Here is an 18,028-nt window from a genome sequence, read left to right on the forward strand (position 1 = left end):
GAGGGCGGGCGCCGGGACCGGCAGGCGGCCTATGGCGTACTCCCCGGCAGCCGGACCTCGGCCGCCGTCTTCGCGACGACCTCCTCGACCGTGCACCCCGGGGCCAACTCGACCAGCGCCAGGCCGTCCTCCGTCACATCGAGAACGCACAGATCGGTGATGATCCGGTCCACGCACCCCTTGCCGGTCAGCGGCAGCCCGCACTCCTCGACGATCTTCGCGGAGCCGTCCTTCGCGGTGTGCGCCATGACGACGATGACGGTGCGCGCGCCGTGCACCAGGTCCATCGCGCCGCCGATCCCGGTGATCATCTTTCCGGGGACCGCCCAGTTGGCGAGGTCCCCGCGCGCGGAGACCTGCATCGCGCCGAGCACGGCGGCATCGATGTGGCCGCCGCGGATCATCCCGAAGGAGAGCGCCGAGTCGAAGTAGGCGGCGCCCGGCAGGACGGTCACGGTCTCCTTGCCCGCGTTGATCAGGTCCGGGTCGACCTCGGCCTCGGTGGGGTAGGGGCCCACTCCGAGGATGCCGTTCTCGGACTCCAGGACCACCTCGACGCCCGGCGGCAGGTGGTTGGGGATCAGTGTGGGCAGGCCGATGCCCAGGTTCACGTACTGGCCGTCGCGGAGTTCGCGCGCGGCGCGGGCGGCCATCTGCTCGCGGGTCCAGGGCATCAGCCGTTCACCGTCCGCTTCTCGATCCGCTTGTCCGCCGCCTGCTCCGGGGTGAGCGCGACCACGCGCCGTACGTAGATCCCCGGCAGGTGCACCGCGTCCGGGTCGATCTCGCCCGGCTCCACCAGCTCCTCCACCTCGGCGACGGTGACGCGTCCCGCCATGGCCGCGAGGGGGTTGAAATTGCGGGCGGACTTGTTGAAGACGAGGTTGCCGTGCCGGTCGCCCCTGGCCGCCCGCACCAGCGCGAAGTCGGTGCGGATGCCGTGCTCGAGGACGTACGGGGTGCCGTCGAACTCCCGCACCTCCTTGGCCGGGGACGCCAGCGCGACCCCGCCCGAGCCGTCGTAGCGCCACGGCAGTCCGCCGTCGGCGACCTGCGTGCCCACCCCGGCCGGGGTGTAGAACGCCGGGATGCCCGCGCCGCCCGCCCGCAGCCGCTCGGCCAGCGTGCCCTGCGGGATCATCTCGACCTCCAGCTCACCGGCCAGGTACTGCCGGGCGAACTCCTTGTTGGCGCCGATGTAGGAACCGGTCACGCGGGCGATGCGGCCCGCCGACAGGAGCGTCGCGAGGCCCGAGTCCAGCGCGCCGCAGTTGTTGGAGACCACCCGCAGGTTCGAGGCCCCGGATCCGTGCAGCGCCCGTATCAGCTCGTTCGGCACGCCGCTCAGGCCGAAGCCGCCGACCGCGAGCGACGCACCGTCCCCGATGTCGGCCACCGCCTCCGCGGCCGTGGCCATCACCTTGTCCATCCGCCCAGCCCCCTCTCCTCCGGCCCGATCAACATCAAACAATTAATCAGGGCACTGACTATTTCTGCGAGGATAGGAGTGCGCGAAGTCCCTGGCAAGAGCAGGCGGTAGTGCGGCTGCCGAGCAGGTATTGTTCAGTGCACCGACGAAAGTGGACGGACGAACTGACGAGAACCGTCGAGGAAGCGGAGGACCCCATGGCCGCGGTGGACCTTGCCACCCACCCCGGGCACCTGGCCCGGCGCCTGCAACAGGCGCACTACCTCCTGTGGAACACGATGGTCTCCGAAGAGATCACCTCACCCCAGTTCGCCGTCCTCAACGCCCTCGTCGCCGAGCCCGGCCTCGACCAGCGCACCGTGGGGGAGCGGGTGGGCCTCGACCGCTCCACCGTCGCCGAGGTCATCAGCCGGCTCATCCGCCGCGAGCTGCTCGACAAGGTCCGCGACCCGCAGGACGGCCGCCGCTATCTGCTGCGCCTCACCGACGAGGGCAGGCGCACGCACCGCAAGCTGACCGTGCGCACCGCCCGCATGAACCAGGTGTTCCTCGCGCCGCTCTCCACCGACGAGCAGACCGTGTTCTTCGACCTGATCCAGCGCGTCGCGGACGCGGCCGAAGGACTGCGCAACCCCGCCGAGCCGCTGACGGCTCCCAAGGCCTGAGCCGCTCACGCCTTCGCGTACACCACCCACACCTGCCCCTTGGCGAACGGCAGCGGCTTGCCGTCGGGCGTCGTGAACTCCGTGCCGTCCCCGGCGGACGGCCGCTTCCAGCGCGCCTCGTAGGCCCGCCCGTCCCGCAGGACGCGCGCTGTCCCCTCGCCGACCGTCTCGGTGAACGGCGAGACGCTGCCCGACCGGTCGTGGAAGCGGGAGGACCGTACCTTCACGTCCTGTACGACGACCGTGGACGCGCCCAGCTCCTTGCCGTCGGAGGTGCGGGCCCGCTCGCCGTCCATGGCGATGCGCCAGCGGCCCTCGTACTCCACCCAGTCGAAGGTGAAGCGGGCCGCCGGGAACCTGACCGTCCGGTGCGTCTGCGGGGTGCCGCCCGCCGGGCGCGGCCCGAACCGGAACCCGGTGCTCTCCAGGGCGCCCGCGCGCGGGTCGGCCTTCAGCGCCTCGGGCCGTACGAAGAGGTTGTGCGGCGCGGCCTTGTCACTGTCCCGGTAGTAGGCGTCCTCGGGCACCTTGTCCGGCGGCAGCGCGCGCACGGGGGCGCCGGCGATCAACGGGAGAAGCTTCGACTGGGCCCCCGAGAAGGCGAACACGGGCCGGTCGAACTGGCGCAGGAGTTCCAGATCCGTCTCGCGCGCGCTGCGCACCGGCCCGATCGCGGGCGGCAGCCGCGACGCGTACACGGCCATCAGGCGGCTCAGCCCCGCCTCCACCTGCTCGACGTACACGACGTCCGCGGCGTCGAGACCGCTCTGCGGGCGCGCCTGAGGGACATTGTCGATCTTCACGGCGAGGACGGTGCCACCGTCGTCAGGGGCGCCGCCCGCGGACGGTCCCCTCCCGTCGGGTTGCACCGTGCAGGCGGCCGCCAGGGCGGCGAGCAGCACCGCCCCGGCCCGTCTGCGCGTCCGCGTCCACCGTCTCATGCGTACGTCATACCCCGTACGCCCCCGTTCTCAGCCGAGGTCGAGGGCGTTGCGCAGACCGAGTCGGTAGCGGGTGCGGTCATGGCGCTTGGCGAGCTCGATCGCCGGGGCGCGGTACATCGGCGTCACCGTGCACGGCTTCTGGTCCGAACCCGTCTGCTTCAGCAGCGCGTTGACGGCCTGGCGGGCCGACGCGTTGGCGCCCTCCATCGTCGCCAGGTCGATGTCCACGGACACATAGTCTCCGGAGAGGAAGAGGTTGGGGATCTTCGTCGCGGCCGAGGGGCGGTTGTGGAGGGTGCCGACGGGGTGGATGAGGAGTTGGTCCTCGTTGGTGGGGTTCGGTGTGCCGAGGCCGTCGACGCCCGGGTCGAGGAACCACGAGTGCAGCTTGCCGTCGCTCAGGACCGTCTTGCCGGTGTCGTTCAGTGCGGCCTTGAGCTGCGCCCACACCTCCTTGGCGACCTCGTCGCGGGTGCACTGCTTGGCCGTCTTGCCGTACAGGATGCCCGGCTTGTCCCACTCGGAGATGTCCACCGACAGACAGTCGACCGCGACGCCGTCGCCGTAGTCGGCGGGGAAGTCGCGCTCGGGCCAGTGGCCCGCCTGCGCGATGCCGGTCAGCGACCAGGGCGAGTCGATGCAGTTGAAGTGGCCCTTCACGAGCGGCGGGCGCTCGGTCAGATAGAACTGGATGCCCGTCATCCAGTCCGTCTGGAGCTTGTCGCAGCGCGCCAGCTGCGGGTCCGCCGCCTTCATCGCGGCGCTCCACGTCCGGCGCGCGTGCTCCACCGGCATGGCCTGCACGTAGTGGTCGGCGGTGATGTCACGCCGTACGCCCTCGGGGTCCTCGAACACCGTCTTGGTGATCCGACCGCCGCCGAACGCCAGTTCGCGCACCGTCCAGCCGATGCGGAACTCGACGCCGAGCGACTTCAGATGCGTCACCCACGGGTCGATCCACGCCTCGTTCGTGGGCGCGTTCAGGATCCGGTCGGGCGGGCCGTCGGCGCCCTGGCCCAGCGCGTTGAAGACGAAGGCCTCGCCGATGCTGCCCACCGTGCGGGTACTCGCCTCCTCGGCCTTCGTCGCGACGATGTTGCGGGTGATGCCGATCGCGAGGATGCGCTGATAGTCCTTCGACATCCTCTCGGCGCGCACGAAGTCCCACCAGGGCGTCGACTCCCAGTCGTCGTCGCGGCGCTCGTCGCAGCTGGTGAGGAAGACCAGGGCACGGTTCACGAAGTACGCGACCTCGTGCGCCGGAAGATTGAACGCGGTGTCCAGCAGCGCGGTGAGCGCGCGGGCGATGTCGTCCGGGGTGAGCTTCTCCGGCTCGCTGCCCGGCCACGGGATCGGCATGCGGAGGTCCTCGCGGCCGGTGCGCGCGAACGACATCTCGCGGGGCGCGACGAGGTTGTCCCACACGCCGTTGGCGTTCCCCGGGAAGGGGATGCGGCGCATCGTGTCGGGGAGGTTGTGGTAGATCCCCGGGATGAAGCGGAAGCCGTGCTCACCGGGCAGCGGCCTGCGGTTGCCCTTCGCGCTGTTCGGTACGTCCATGCTGCGGGCCTTGCCGCCGAGCTCCCTGCGCTCGTAGACCGTCACGGCGAAGCCGCGCTCGGCCAGCTCGTGGGCGGCCGTCAGCCCCGCGACACCGCCGCCGAGTACGGCCACGGACTGCTTCGCCCGCGGCGCGCCCGGCGCGGCGGCCGCCGCGGGCAGCGTGCCCGCCGCCACGCCCAGCGCGGCGGCACCGCCGACCGCCGCCGCCCCCGCGACGAACCCCCGCCGCGTGCTTCCCTCTCCACCACTGCGCCCCATGCCCCGTCCCCCTTACTCCTACTTACTCCCAGTAACTGACGTGTCAGGCGCAGGAGCATACGGTCGCGGTCGGTGAGGCGGAAGATACGGCGGTGCCGCTTCACACTTTGGCGTGAATGCGGTGCGGGGGAGCCGGACGAGGGTGCGTCAGTTCTCCGGCCCCGGTACGTCCGTCCCCAGTACGTCCGTGAGGGAGTACCGCACCGGTTCCTCCAACTGGGCGTAGGTGCAGCTCTCCGGGTCCCGGTCGGGGCGCCATGTGCGGAACCGCGCCGTGTGACGGAAGCGCCGCCCGCCTTCCATGTGGTCGTACGCCACTTCGCAGACCCGTTCGGGGCGCACCGGTACCCACGACAGGTCCTTCTTCCCCGACCAGCGGCTCGGTGCCCCCGGCAGCCGCGCCGACTCGTGCGCCGCCTCGTCCCCCCAGGCCGCCCACGGGTGCGCCTCCGCCGATTCCATCCGCAGCGGCTCCAGCTCCTCGACCAGCTCCGCCCGCCGCTTCATGGTGAACGCCGCGGCGACGCCCACGTGCTGCAGGGCGCCCCCGCCGTCGTACAGACCGAGGAGGAGCGAGCCGACGACGGGGCCGCTCTTGTGGAAGCGGTACCCCGCGACCACGCAGTCCGCCGTGCGCTCGTGCTTGACCTTGAACATGGCACGCTCGTCCTGGCGGTAGAGCAGATCGAGCGGCTTGGCGATGACACCGTCGAGGCCCGCGCCCTCGAACTCCTCGAACCAGCGCCGCGCCACCTCCGTGTCGGTGGTCGCCGGCGCGACGTGGACGGGTGGCGTCACCCCGGACAGGGCCGCCACCAGGCGTTCGCGGCGTTCGCCCATGGGGGTGGTGAGCAGGGACTCGTCCGCGAGGGCGAGCAGGTCGAAGGCGACGAACGAGGCGGGGGTGCGCTCGGCCAGCAGCGCGACGCGCGAGGCCGCCGGGTGGATGCGCTCGGTGAGCGCGTCGAAGTCCAGGTGCCCGTCCCTGGCGATCACGATCTCGCCGTCCAGCACGGAGCGGGCCGGGAGCCGCTCGCGCAGCGCCTCCACGAGTTCGGGGAAGTAGCGGGTGAGGGGCTTGCCGGTACGGCTGCCGACCTCGATGTCGTCTCCGTCGCGGAAGACGATCGCGCGGAAGCCGTCCCACTTGGCCTCGTACTGCATGCCCGGCGGGATCTTCGCCACGGGCTTGGCGAGCATGGGCTTCACGGGCGGCATCACCGGCAGATCCATACTCCGATTCTGTGGTGATTCGCTCCATACCGCCCGGTGTGCGCCGCATGTCCCGTCCGCTTAGCGTGGCTCCATGGGTGAAGCCGAGGGCAAGAGCGCCAAGGGCAGGAGCGCGGCCGTGGAGATCGACACGGGGGAGCGGACGGTACGCCTGTCCAGCCCCGACCGGGTGGTCTTCCCCGAGCGGGGTTTCACCAAGATGGACGTCGCCCAGTACCTCGTGGCCGTCGGACCGGGCATCCTGCGCGCGCTCAGGAACCGGCCCACCACCCTGCAGCGCTACCCGGACGGGGCGGCCGGGGAGTTCTTCTACCAGAAGCGGGTCCCGAAGAACCTGCCCGACTGGATCCCCACCGCCACCATCGCCTTCCCCAGCGGCCGCACCGCGGACGAGATGTGCCCCACCGAGGTGGCCGCCGTCATCTGGGCGGCCCAGTACAACGCGCTCACCTTCCACCCCTGGCCGGTACGGCGCGACGACCTCGACCACCCCGACGAACTCCGCATCGACCTCGACCCGCAGCCCGGCACGGACTACGCCGACGCGGTACGGGCCGCGCACGAACTCCGCGCCGTCCTGGACGAGTTCGGCGGTCTGGTCGGCTGGCCCAAGACGTCCGGCGGCCGCGGCCTGCACGTGTTCGTGCCCATCGAAGCGCGCTGGACCTTCACCCAGGTGCGGCGGGCCGCGATCGCCTGCGGCCGCGAGCTGGAGCGCCGGATGCCGGAGCGGGTCACGACGGCGTGGTGGAAGGAGGAGCGGGGCGCGCGGATCTTCGTGGACTACAACCAGACGGCCAGGGACCGCACGATCGCCTCCGCCTACTCGCTGCGGGCCCGCCCGCACGCCCCGGTGTCGGCCCCGCTGCGGTGGGACGAGGTCGACGACGCGGCGCCCGAGGACTTCGACCTCGCCACCATGCCGGAGCGCTTCGCGAAGCTCGGCGACGTCCACGCGCGCATGGAGGACCGGGCCCACTCCCTCGAAGCGCTCCTGGAGCTCGCCGACAAGGACGAGAGGGACCACGGTCTCGGCGACCTGCCGTACCCGCCGGAGTACCCGAAGATGCCGGGCGAGCCCAAGCGGGTACAGCCGAGCCGGGCCAGACACGAGGACTGACCCGGCACGTACGAGGACCGACCCGGCCGACAGCCGGCGGAGCGTCAGTCCGTGAAGCGGGTCAGGACGCCGCCGAGGGACTCGAAGCCCTGGACGCTCGGCCCCCACGCCCTCCCGTCCCACCACTTGTGGTGCAGCGCGGAGTCGGTGCCCCGGACGAACACGTCGAGCCGGTTCGCTTCCCAGGCGACCGCGGTCGGCGAACTCGTGCAGATCCCGCCGAGCGATTCCCAGCCCTTGATGCTCGGGCCCCACGCGCTCCCGTCCCACCACTTGTGGTACAGCGCCGAGTCGGTGCCGATCACGAACAGATCGAGGCGGTTGGCTCCCCACGAGACGGCGGCGGGCGTTCCCTCACAGATCCCGCCGAGCGATTCCCAGCCCTTGACGCTCGGGCCCCAGGCGTTCCCGTCCCACCACTTGTGATAGAGCGCGGAGTCCGTCCCGATCACGAACAGATCCAGCCTGTTCTGCCCCCACGAAACAGCGACGGGCTCGCCCATGCAGGTGCCGCCGAGCGATTCCCAGTCCTTGATGCCCGGGCCCCACGCGTTTCCGTCCCACCACTTGTGGTACAGCGCCGAATCCGTCCCGATCACAAAGAGATCCAGCCGGTTCGCACCCCAGGACACCGCTTTCGGCTTGGTCATACAGATTCCGCCGAGCGATTCCCATCCCTTGATGCTCGGGCCCCACGCGTTTCCGTTCCACCACTTGTGGTGCGTCGCCGAGTCGGTGCCGGTGACAAAGAGGTCGAGCCGGTCGGGGCCCCAGGAAATGGCCTCGGGCGCGCTGGTGCAGATTCCGCCGAGGGATTCCCAGTCCTTGACGCTCGGGCCCCACGCGTTTCCGTCCCACCATTTGTGGAACAGCGCCGAATCCGTCCCGATGACGAAGACGTCGAGCCGGTCGTGCGCCCACGCGAGCGCCGTCGGCGGACTCGTGCAGATCCCGCCGAGCGACTCCCAGCCCTTGATGTCCGGGCCCCAGGCCCTGCCGTTCCACCACTTGTGGTAGAGCGCGGAGTCGGTGCCGATGCCGAAGACGTCGAGGCGGTCCGACTCCCACGACACCACGGGTCCCGAGGCGGGCGAAGGGCCGTACATCGCGTGCACGGCGGCGATGTCGTCCGTGCTGAGGCCGGTGCGCTGGCCGATGGCGGCGCCCTGCACGGTCGGCACGATCGTGTCCTGGCCGTTGCTGGAGAACGCGTTGCGCGGGTAGTGCATGATCGAGCCGTAGTCGTACGGGCCCACGTCGTCGCCGTCGGTGATGTGCTGGTCGAAGTTGTGCTCGAAGCCCTGGGTGATGTTGGCCCAGATGATCGTCACGAACTGGTCGCGGTCCTCACGGCTCTGCTCGTGCCACAGGCCGATCGCGTGCCCGATCTCGTGCACGCAGTTCCCCGTCGTACAGCCGGCGGCGAGCGTGATGCTCTGCGAACCGCCTCGCCGGCCCACGAACGACGAGCAGCCGCCGCCCGGCACGAAGCGCACGAAGTCCGGGAACTGCGCCTGGTTGGCCGGGGTCCGCCGCACGAAGCGCATCCGGGTGCGGGTCTGCCAGTGCGCGATGGCGTCGGTCACCCGCTGCTGGTTCGGCAGGTTCGCGTCGATTTCGAAGGGCACCAGCGCGTTGGGCCAGCGGAACTGCTTTCCGGAGATGATGACCGCCGACTCCGGTACTTTGCCCTCCGACTCCGCCCTCAATTCCGAGGTGCGGCGCTCGACTTCCGCGACCGTCCCGAGCACGATGTCGCCCTCGAAGACCGCGAGCCCGTCGATGTCCACGTACTGCACCGGCTTTATCTGGAAGCTGGTGCCGTCGATCAGGCCGGTTTTCACGTCCCGGGAGGAGCGGAACTCCCCGTGTCCCTCACCAGAAACTCGCGACTCGGAAGCAGCCATCTCGTGTCTCCCTCGGATCCGGCTTCCCGCCCTGCCGTCACGGGCGCTATTTTGCGGAAAATAGTGGGATACGACACGACCAACAAGGGCTGGGCGAGCGTATGCGAAACGTAGAAATCGCTGTCTGTCTCGCGGCGGGTACGACACCGCCGCGGGGAACCGTGACCCTGCGCGCGCAGGTCGAGGAGATCACGGCGGCGGACACGCCGGCCCGGGTGGTGAGCCGGACCGCCGAGCGCGGTGTGGACCTCGCCGCACCGCACCGGCTCACCCTCGCCGTGGAGACGCCCGACCCCCGGGCGCGGTACACGGTCCGCGTGCACGCCGACGTCGACGGCTCCGGCGAGATCGCGCCCGGCGACCTCGTGTCGGTCCGGGGCAACCCGGTACTGACGTACGGAGGCGCGGACTCGGTGGCGGTCGAGGTCACGCGGGTGCGGTGACGCGGGTGCGGTGACGCGGAAGCCGGGAGGGCGCTGACGACCGCCCTCCCGGCTCCGTGACGCGCGACAAGGAGCCCTGCTACAGCTCCTTGACCCTGATGTCCCGGTACGACACCACATCTGTCACACCGTGGACCTGGAGCCCGAGGTAGCCGGACGCGTAGCGGCGTCCGTCCGTGCCCGGGTCGTCGGCGCGCGGGGGCGTGAAGTCCTGGCCGCCGACGTTGTCGAACTCGTTGAGCAGGACGCCGTTGCGGTAGACCGAGTAGTGCTGGTCGACCACGCGGATCTCGTAGTCGTTCCACGTGCCCTTCGGGGTCACACCGGCACCGGCGAGGCCCACCCGGTCGAAGCCGTAGATCGACGCCGTCTTGTACATGTCGCCGTCGGGACGGTCGTGGACCTGCACCTCATGCCCGTACTTGATGGCGACCCACTCCGGGCGCGACTCCTCCGGGTGGTCGTGTACCTGCGGGAAGCGCACGAACACACCGGAGTTGGTGTTGCCGCCGCCCGGCGCGTCGTCCCGCCACTGGAGCTTCAGCGAGAAGTCGCCGTACTTGCGCTGCGGGAACCACAGCATGCCCATGCCCTGGACCGTGGTGCTGCTGGTGATTGTTCCGTCGTCGTTGAGACCGAACTTCCCGCCGCCCACCTGCTCCCACTTGCCGAAGGACTCCTCTGTGCCGTCGAAGAGCTTGCGGTAGCCGTCCGTCTGGCCGGGCTTGCCGATGCCGGACTGCTTCGCGGCACGGTTGATCTTGTTGTACTCGCGCTGAACGATGACGCCTTCTTTAAGAAGCCTGTCGGTGACGGCCTTGACGTGCTTCAGGAAGAGCGCGTGCGAGGTCCACTCCTTCTCGTCCTCGATCATCTCGTTGATGCGGCAGCGGTTGTTCGTGACGCGGTTCGGGATGCCCGTGTCGACCGTGCCGACGATCACCGTCAGCCGCTCGTCGAACTCGGGGCAGTCGGGCGCCGGGACCCCGCCGCCCCGCGAGATGGTGAAGGAGACGGACTTGGCCTCGGCCGTGTTGCCCGCCTTGTCGCTCGCCCGGTACGCCACGGTGTGCCGCCCCACGCGGTCGACGACGACCGGCGCCTCGTAGGCGAGATACGGACCGCCGTCCAAGGAGTACTCGACCTTGGCGACACCCGAATCGGCGTCGGTCGCGGTGACCGTCACCCTCGCCCTGCCGAGATAGGCGCCGTCGGAGTCCTTGTCGCCCTCGACCTTCGCCGAGGTCCGCGGCGGCGTCCTGTCCTCGACCGGCGGCGCTACCACGGTGAACTCGACCGCCTTCTCGGCCGCCTGGTTCCCCGCCTTGTCGGACGCGCGGTAGCGCACCTTGTGGGTGCCCGTCTCGTGGACCATGACCGGGGCCGTGTACGCCGTCCAGGCGCCGTCACCGATCGCGTACTCGATCCTGTTGACGCCGGAGCCGGTGTCGGACGCCGTCACCGTGACCGTCGCCATCGCGACGTACTGCCCCTGCTCGTTCTTCTCGCCGGTCACCGTGGCCGACGTCTCCGGAGGCGTCCTGTCGTCCGTCGACGGCGCCACCACGGTGAAGTCGACGGACTTCTCCGCCGCCAGATTGCCCGCCCTGTCGACGGCCCGGTAGCGGATCTTGTGGGTGCCGACCGTGTCGACGACCACGGGCGCGGTGTACGGCTGCCACGCGCCGCCCGCCCCGACCGCGTACTCGATCCTCGCGACGCCCGAGCCCACGTCCGTCGCGCTCACCACCACCGACGCCGAACCGACGTACGCGCCATCGGCGTCGGTCTGCCCCTCCGCCTTCGCCGAGGTCTCGGGAGGCGTGGTGTCCTCGCCGCCGCCCTCGGTCACCACCAGGATGCCCTGCATCGCCCCGTGGCCGGGGATCGTGCAGTGGTAGCGGTAGCGGCCCGGGGTGAGCGTGACCTCGGCGGTGTGCTTGCCGCCCTGGTCGTCGTCGGGGTTGGCCAGGATGTTCAGCGGGACGTCGTTGTTGTACTCCGGGTCGGAGACGTCGAACGTCAGCGTGTGCGGCATGCCCGTCGTGTTGCCGGTCGCCTCGCTGTTCTCGAAGACGATCGTCGTCGGACCCGCCACCGCCGTGGTGGGAGCCGACTTGTACTTGTCGATGTCGTTGTCGGCCGTCCAGGTCAGGGTCTGTGCCGCCGCGAGCCCGGCGTTGTCGGGGCGTGCCGTGGCCGCCGTCGACGTCAGGCCGAGCACCATGAGCAGCGACGCGAGCAGCGCCGTATACAGTCTTCGCCTCCGCACGGTCCATGCGGTGGGGGAACGCATCATTCCGCCCTCCTCGCCAGGTCGTCGGCGGCCGGGGTCGGCGCGCCGCCCTTGTACGTCACGCGCCACAGCGCCGACTTGGAGTCCGAGGTGAAGAAGCCGCGGCCGTAGTCGAGGACGTACAGGGAGCCGTCCGGCGCGAACTTCCAGTCCATGAGGTTCTTGATGCCGTCGTTGCCGATCGGAATGATCTTCTTCAGTGACTCGGCGTGCACCGGAAGGCCGCCACCGCCGACCGTCTTCGGGTCGGTCAGCACCGCGTGCCGCGGCTGGTCGCCGTCGTAGAAGTCGCCGACGAACCACTTGCCGTCCCAGTAGGAGGGCCACTTGTCGGTGCTCGCGTCGGTCGCGTCGGTCGCGTCGTAGCGGTAGACCGGGCCGTTCATCGTGGCCTGGCCGCCGCCCTTGAGCCACGGCAGGAGCTGCTTCTGCTCCTCCGTCCGGTAGCTCGGCACGCCGTTCACGTCGCGCGGGTAGTCGATGCCGCCGCCCTGCGGCGAGTACCAGATGTTGTTGGGCTCGGCCGGCGGGATGTTCACCAGGCCGTCGTTGTTCGGCGACTCGTTCTTGAGGTTCTCGCAGTCGTACCAGCCCAGCGGCTTCGTCGGGTCCGGCAGATTGCGGTCGCGGTAGGGCTGGTTGTTGCCCATGCAGTACGGCCAGCCGCGGTTGGAGGCGTGGGTGATCGCGGCGAACGTGTCGTACTTCGCCGGGCCCCATGTCGTCGACGGCGCGCCGGCGTCCGGGCCGACCCAGCCCGCGTACAGCGTGTCGGTCTTCTCGTCGATGGAGATGCGCGCCGGGTTCCTGACGCCCATCACATAGATCTCGCCGCGCGTCCTGCCGCCGCCCTCGTCCTGCTCCTTGCCGGTGAAGAGGTTCCCTTCGGGGAGCGTGTACGTCCCGTCGGGCTCCGGGTGGATGCGCAGAATCTTGCCGTTGAGATTGTTGGTGTTGCCCGCGGTGCGGCGCGCGTCGGCGAACGAGACGCCCTTGAAGTCCGGCTCGGGGTTGTTGCCCGAGTAACCGTCCGTGAACCGCGAGGAGTTGTTGTCACCGGTCGCGATGTAGAGGTTGTCCTTGGAGTCCCAGGCCATCCCGCCGCCCGAGTGGCAGCAGCTGTGGATCTGCACCGGCCACTTGAGCAGCACCTTCTCGCTGCCCATGTCGAGCTTGTCCGTGGCCCGGTCGAGCGTGAAGCGGGAGACGTACCGCTCCGCCATGTGCGTCTCGCGGTTGATCCTCGCGTGCGGTGTGTAGTGCAGGTACACCCAGCCGTTCTGCGCGAACTCCGGGTCGAGTTCGATCCCGAGCAGGCCCTCTTCGACCTTGATGAGCTCGTCGCCGCCGCCCTTGTTGCCGAAGACCGGGAGGGCGCCCGCGAGTGTGACCTTCTTGGTCTTCGGGTCGTAGACGTGGATCTCGCCGGTGCCCTTGCCGATGTCCGGGTTGTTCCAGTCGGTGATCACCGGCCGGGAGGAGTCGGCTCCGCCGCGGCCGATGTAGAGGACCCTGCCGTCGGGCGCGGTGACCAGGCCGTGCGGTTCGCCTGTCTGGTCGTTCTGGCCCGGCCGATTGGCCTGGGTGAGGCGTTCCGCCCGGTAGTTGGCGTTGATCGTCGCCTTGCAGTCGGCGCGCGCGATGCGGGTCGTCCACAGCAGGGCGCCCCGCAGATGGCCGCGGAAGTCCACTTCGTCGTACGACGATGCCGTGCCGCCCATGCCGGTGTAGAAGGAGCGCCCGCCGTCGTAGTCGCGGCACCACGAGACGGGGTGGTCCCAGCCGTTCTTGCCGGTGCCCGGCCGGTAGGTCGTCTCCCGTACGCGGGCGACCGTGTGCACCTCGCCCGAGGGGTTCTTCGTCCAGTTCAGCCAGCGGTCGGGCCGCTTCCACTGGAGGGGCAGGCCCTTGGTCGCCGGATGCTCGCGGTCGCCGACCTCGACGGTCGCGCGCTGGACGTCCGTCGGGCCGGAGTCCGCCGGGCGGGCGCCGATGAGTCCGGTGAACCAGGTCGAGTACGGCTCGGCGCGCGCCGCGTCATGGACGCCGAGGAAGCCGCCACCGGCCTCCATGTACGCCTCAAGGCCCGCTTCCTGCTCGGGGTCGAGGACATCGCCGCCACCGGTCAGGAACGCCACGGCGTTGAACGTGCCGAGCCTTCTCCCGTCCGTGAAGACGGCCGGGTCGTCCGTCGCCACGATTTTGAACCGCTGGGCCGCCGGGCCCGACTGGCCGATCTTCTCGATGGCCTCGATGCCGGCGTCGACGACGGGAGACTCGTCGCCGGCGGCCGCGGAGCCGTGGAAGACCAGCACCTTGACGTTGGCGCCGCCGGGCGGCGACGGGATGGACATCGTTGTCATCGGCGGTTCCGGGTACGGCCGCGCGGACGCGGCCTGCGCGGAGAGCGCTCCGGTGACCATGGCTCCGGACAGCAGCGCGGCCGTCCAGGCCCGGCGCGAGCGGTTCGGTCTGCGTCGTGCTCTGCTCAACCCTCGTACGGTCAAGGGCTCTTGATGCGGTGTGCGCCGCATGAGTACACCCACCCCTCGTCGGTCACAGCAACAGCGCCGACGAAGTTAGACCTCTTTTCGCACCTCGCCAATAGGTATCACCGCGACAGCACGACCTTTGTCCTGAGTGTGGATAAACGGAGATGCCGTCGATACCGTGTGGCCGTCCCCGGGGCATCCCGCGCCCCGTCAGTCTCCGTACCGCAGTGGGGAGTTCGGCATGGACCGACGGAACATGGACCGGCGGAGCTTCAGCCGGAGGCTGCTCGCGGGCGGCGCGGCGGCCGCGGCGGGCGTGACATCGTTGTCCCTCACCCATGCGCCGGAGGCGAGCACGGCCGAGGGACCCCCCAGGACGGCGCCCGCGGGCGGCGAGGTCAAACGCATCAAGATGTACGCGGAGAAGCTCCCCGACGGGCAGATGGGGTACGGCCTGGAGAAGGGCGAGGCGTCGATACCGGGCCCGCTCATCGAGCTGAACGAGGGCGACACCCTGCACATCGAGTTCGAGAACACGATGGACGTGGCCGCCAGCCTGCACGTCCACGGCATGGACTACGAGATCTCCAGCGACGGCACCAAGCACACCAGGAGCGACGTCGAGCCGGGCGGCAGGCGCACCTACACCTGGCGCACGCACGCCCCGGGCCGCCGCAAGGACGGCACCTGGCGTCCCGGCACCGCGGGCTACTGGCACTACCACGACCACGTGGTCGGCACGGACCACGGCACCGGCGGCGTCAGGAAGGGGCTGTACGGTCCGCTGATCGTGCGGCGCAAGGGCGACCTGCTGCCGGACAAGACCTTCACGATCGTCTTCAACGACATGACGATCAACAACAGGTCCGGCCACGACAGCCCCACCTTCGAGGCCACCGTGGGCGACCGGGTCGAGTTCGTGTCGATCACCCACGGCGAGTACCACCACACGTTCCACGTCCACGGTCACCGCTGGGCGGACAACCGCACGGGCATGCTGACCGGCCCCGACGACCCGAGCCAGATCCTGGACGACAAGATCACGGGCCCCGGCGACTCCTTCGGCTTCCAGGTCGTCGCGGGCGAGGGCGTGGGCGCCGGGGCCTGGATGTACCACTGCCATGTGCAGAGCCACTCGGACATGGGGATGGCGGGCCTGTTCCTGGTGAGGAAGGCGGACGGGACGATTCCGGACTATGAGCCGCACCATCGCGCCGGGGGCGCGGCGAAGTCGGGGAAGTACGACCACGGTTAGTGTTCCAGCGCGGTCTCAAGGCGCATGCTCGTCCGAGAGGTGCTCGCGGATACGGGGGTCACGCTCCAGGGAGGACGGGAGCAAGGTCGTGCGGTCCAGACGAGCCCTGAGGAGTTGGTCCGCGCTCACCTCGGCGGGGTTCCGGGAGACATTGGCGTTCTTGCCGGAGCCGTTCTTGTCATTCTTGTCGTCGCTGCTCTTGTCGTCGCCCTCAGCGGCGTCCTCGGCGCGGAGCCGGGCGCCGCGCAGGTCAGCGCCTTTCAGGTCGGCGCCTGAGAGCTTGGCTCCGCGCAGGTCGGCCTCGCGCAGGTCTGCCCCTCGTAGATCCGCATCCTCCAGCCGGGTACCGACGAGGTACGTCCCCGAAAGCCGCGTCCGGCTCAGTTGCGCGTCGGACAGGACGGCGCCGGACAGGTTGGCGTTGGCCAGCTTCGGCCCCGTTCCGTCGGGGCCGCTCGCGTTCTGGCGTACGCCGATGTAGCGGAGGTAGGTGTCGCGCAGGTCGACCCGGGCCGACTTGTCGTGGTCCGGGTCGCGTTCGGCCAGCGTCTCGAAAGCCGCCCGCACGTCCGGCGCCGGTCGCCCGGCGGCGTCCCGCTTCGCCTTTCCTCCCCCGGCGGCGGGCGCATGCGTACGTACGTACGCCGACAGCACGTCCACGACCGCCGGCTGGTCTCGGGACGAGTCCTCCATGATGCGCCGCAGGGCGAAAATCCCGCCAAGGCGCACTTCGTCCGCCCGGTCGCCGAGGTTGCCCACCGCGGCGTTGAAGCGATCGGTGATCTGGCCCTGGAGCGTCACGTCCACCTCGTTGCGGCCCTGCCTGGCCTGGACCTGAAGGGTGACCACGGCGGCCACAGCCGCGAACAACGTCGAAAGCCCCGCCAGTACCGCCACCCCGATCTCGGTCCGCTTGGTCCAGTCGGAACGCCGGGTGGGTGAGGTGGTCGCCGACTCACCACTGTCGCCGGTCCCTGCGGCCTGCCCATCGCCGGTCCCTGCGGCCTCGCCCTCACCGGTCCCTGTGGCCTCCCCGTGATCCGCTCCGTTGCGCCTTTCATCCTCCGGCATGCGTCCCCCTCACCGCGCTCGCCACGGCCGTCCGGCTGCGCCTCGTCGGCCACCAGCCACCAGGACGGACGATCTCCCTTCCGGGCTCGTTCCTCGCAGCCGCATCCACGCGCCTACCCACCGGTTCCACCACCTGAACCAGGCGCATCCGGGCCCTTGGTCTGCTCCAGCCGTAGGAGAGGATGCCCCTGACACCGTCAGGGAGGAGTGACCGCAGGTGACCGAGGAACCGCGCCCCACGCTGGAGGCCGTGGCCGCCCGCGCCGGGGTCTCGCGCGCCACCGTCTCCCGCGTCGTCAACGGCGACCCGGGAGTGCGCGAGGGGCTCGCGGAGAAGGTCAGGGCCGCGGTCGACGAGCTGGGCTACGTCCCCAACCGCGCCGCCCGCAGCCTCGTCACCCGGCGCCACGACGCGGTCGCCGTGGTGATCGCCGAGCCGGAGACCCGGGTCTTCGCCGACCCCTTCTTCGCCCTCCAACTGCGCGGCATCAGCAAGGAGCTGACCGCCCGTGACGTACAGCTCGTGCTGCTGCTCACCGAGGGGCGGGACGACCATGAACGGGTCGGACGCTATCTCGCGGGCGGCCACGTCGACGGCGCCCTCGTCTTCTCGCTGCACCTCGACGATCCGCTGCCCGGCATCATCCGGCGCGCCGGGGTGCCCACCGTGTTCGGCGGCCGCCCCGGCTGGCCGGACGCCGCGTCGGACGAGCGGGGCACGCCCTACGTCGACTGCGACAACCGCGGCGGGGCGCGCGACGCCGTGCGCCATCTGGTCGGCCTCGGCCGCCGCCGCGTCGCGCACATCACCGGCCCCCTCGACCAGACCTCCGCGGTCGACCGGCTCGACGGCTTCCGTGACGTCCTCGTCGACGTGGACCCGCGGCTGATCGCCGAGGGTGACTTCACGCCCGCGGGCGGGGAGCGGGCGATGCGGGAACTCCTCGACCGCGTACCGGAGCTGGACGCCGTCTTCGCGGCCAACGACCTGTCGGCGTCCGGCGCCCTCAGGGTGCTGCGGGAGCGCGGCAGGAGGGTGCCGGACGACGTGGCGGTGATCGGCTTCGACGACATGCTGCCGGTGGCGGAGCAGACCGAACCGCCGCTGACGACGGTCCGTCAGGACATCGAGGAGATGGGCCGCTTGATGGCCCGGACGCTCCTGCGCGGCAGGGATGGGGAGGAGTCCACCTCCGGACCGACGAGCGTGGTGCTGCCGACGGCCCTGGTGCGCAGGGCGTCGGCGTAACAGGGGCGGTCCGCGCACGGCCTCGGGCACCGGGGCCGGGACTTCACCGCCCCCGGTGGTCGCACTCGTCAGTACGCCGCTCGGCGGAGGAGCACGCGACCAC

General features: G+C 70.4%; 14 protein-coding genes. 5 read left to right on the plus strand and 9 right to left on the minus strand.

Annotation, left to right across the window (positions count from 1 at the left end; all coding sequences use genetic code 11):
- Positions 1–29: 29 nt before the first annotated feature.
- Together ACWDVB_RS32640 and ACWDVB_RS32645 are read right to left on the minus strand one after the other, a co-directional pair.
- Positions 30–674, minus strand: a complete 645-nt coding sequence (locus ACWDVB_RS32640; protein ID WP_451516056.1) for a CoA transferase subunit B — start codon at positions 672–674, stop codon at positions 30–32.
- Positions 674–1,429, minus strand: coding sequence for a CoA transferase subunit A (locus ACWDVB_RS32645; protein ID WP_451516055.1), 756 nt, complete (start codon positions 1,427–1,429; stop codon positions 674–676). Before ACWDVB_RS32645 ends, ACWDVB_RS32640 begins: the two co-directional genes overlap by 1 nt.
- Before the next feature lie 197 nt (positions 1,430–1,626).
- Here ACWDVB_RS32645 and ACWDVB_RS32650 point away from each other — a divergent pair, with 197 nt between their 5' ends.
- Positions 1,627–2,094, plus strand: coding sequence for a MarR family winged helix-turn-helix transcriptional regulator (locus ACWDVB_RS32650; RefSeq protein ID WP_451516158.1), 468 nt, complete (start codon positions 1,627–1,629; stop codon positions 2,092–2,094).
- Positions 2,095–2,099: 5 nt separating this feature from the next.
- On the opposite strand, the gene ACWDVB_RS32655 is transcribed toward ACWDVB_RS32650, so the two are convergent.
- The 3 genes from ACWDVB_RS32655 to ACWDVB_RS32665 all read right to left on the minus strand — a co-directional run bounded on the left by ACWDVB_RS32655 (position 2,100) and on the right by ACWDVB_RS32665 (position 6,092).
- Positions 2,100–3,035, minus strand: coding sequence for a DUF3048 domain-containing protein (locus tag ACWDVB_RS32655; RefSeq protein ID WP_451516054.1), 936 nt, complete (start codon positions 3,033–3,035; stop codon positions 2,100–2,102).
- Between the two features lie 30 nt (positions 3,036–3,065).
- Positions 3,066–4,859 (minus strand): hydroxysqualene dehydroxylase, encoded by a 1,794-nt coding sequence (locus ACWDVB_RS32660; protein WP_451516053.1) that lies wholly within the window; start codon positions 4,857–4,859, stop codon positions 3,066–3,068.
- Between the two features lie 147 nt (positions 4,860–5,006).
- A complete protein-coding gene (locus tag ACWDVB_RS32665; protein WP_451516052.1) occupies positions 5,007–6,092 on the minus strand; it encodes an ATP-dependent DNA ligase in 1,086 nt (361 codons plus the stop codon).
- Positions 6,093–6,165: 73 nt separating this feature from the next.
- Here ACWDVB_RS32665 and ligD point away from each other — a divergent pair, with 73 nt between their 5' ends.
- Positions 6,166–7,212, plus strand: a complete 1,047-nt coding sequence (ligD, locus tag ACWDVB_RS32670) for a non-homologous end-joining DNA ligase (RefSeq protein ID WP_451516051.1) — start codon at positions 6,166–6,168, stop codon at positions 7,210–7,212.
- 44 nt (positions 7,213–7,256) lie between these two features.
- On the opposite strand, the gene legP is transcribed toward ligD, so the two are convergent.
- Positions 7,257–9,119 carry a Dot/Icm T4SS effector Zinc-dependent metalloprotease LegP gene (gene legP / locus ACWDVB_RS32675; RefSeq protein ID WP_451516050.1) on the minus strand — a complete coding sequence of 621 codons (1,863 nt, stop codon included), beginning with the start codon at positions 9,117–9,119 and terminating at the stop codon, positions 7,257–7,259.
- Positions 9,120–9,220: 101 nt separating this feature from the next.
- Between legP and ACWDVB_RS32680 the strand changes: the two genes are divergently transcribed.
- Positions 9,221–9,562 carry a hypothetical protein gene (locus tag ACWDVB_RS32680; RefSeq protein ID WP_451516049.1) on the plus strand — a complete coding sequence of 114 codons (342 nt, stop codon included), beginning with the start codon at positions 9,221–9,223 and terminating at the stop codon, positions 9,560–9,562.
- A gap of 79 nt (positions 9,563–9,641) precedes the next feature.
- On the opposite strand, the gene ACWDVB_RS32685 is transcribed toward ACWDVB_RS32680, so the two are convergent.
- Together ACWDVB_RS32685 and ACWDVB_RS32690 are read right to left on the minus strand one after the other, a co-directional pair.
- Positions 9,642–11,861 (minus strand): OmpL47-type beta-barrel domain-containing protein, encoded by a 2,220-nt coding sequence (locus tag ACWDVB_RS32685; protein WP_451516048.1) that lies wholly within the window; start codon positions 11,859–11,861, stop codon positions 9,642–9,644.
- A complete protein-coding gene (locus ACWDVB_RS32690; protein ID WP_451516047.1) occupies positions 11,858–14,392 on the minus strand; it encodes a ThuA domain-containing protein in 2,535 nt (844 codons plus the stop codon). The genes ACWDVB_RS32685 and ACWDVB_RS32690 overlap by 4 nt, the downstream gene beginning before the upstream one ends.
- A 214-nt stretch (positions 14,393–14,606) precedes the next feature.
- Between ACWDVB_RS32690 and ACWDVB_RS32695 the strand changes: the two genes are divergently transcribed.
- Positions 14,607–15,605: a multicopper oxidase domain-containing protein gene (locus ACWDVB_RS32695; RefSeq protein ID WP_451516157.1), complete on the plus strand. Its 999-nt coding sequence runs from the start codon at positions 14,607–14,609 to the stop codon at positions 15,603–15,605.
- A 15-nt stretch (positions 15,606–15,620) separates the two neighbouring features.
- Here the strand turns inward: ACWDVB_RS32695 and ACWDVB_RS32700 are convergent, their stop codons facing one another.
- Positions 15,621–16,676, minus strand: coding sequence for a pentapeptide repeat-containing protein (locus tag ACWDVB_RS32700; RefSeq protein ID WP_451516046.1), 1,056 nt, complete (start codon positions 16,674–16,676; stop codon positions 15,621–15,623).
- A gap of 217 nt (positions 16,677–16,893) precedes the next feature.
- Between ACWDVB_RS32700 and ACWDVB_RS32705 the strand changes: the two genes are divergently transcribed.
- Entirely contained in the window at positions 16,894–17,925 is a 1,032-nt protein-coding gene (locus ACWDVB_RS32705) for a LacI family DNA-binding transcriptional regulator (protein ID WP_451516045.1), read from the plus strand.
- The last annotated feature ends 103 nt before the right edge of the window (positions 17,926–18,028 follow it).

Source organism: Streptomyces sp. NPDC003379 (genome assembly GCF_053589195.1).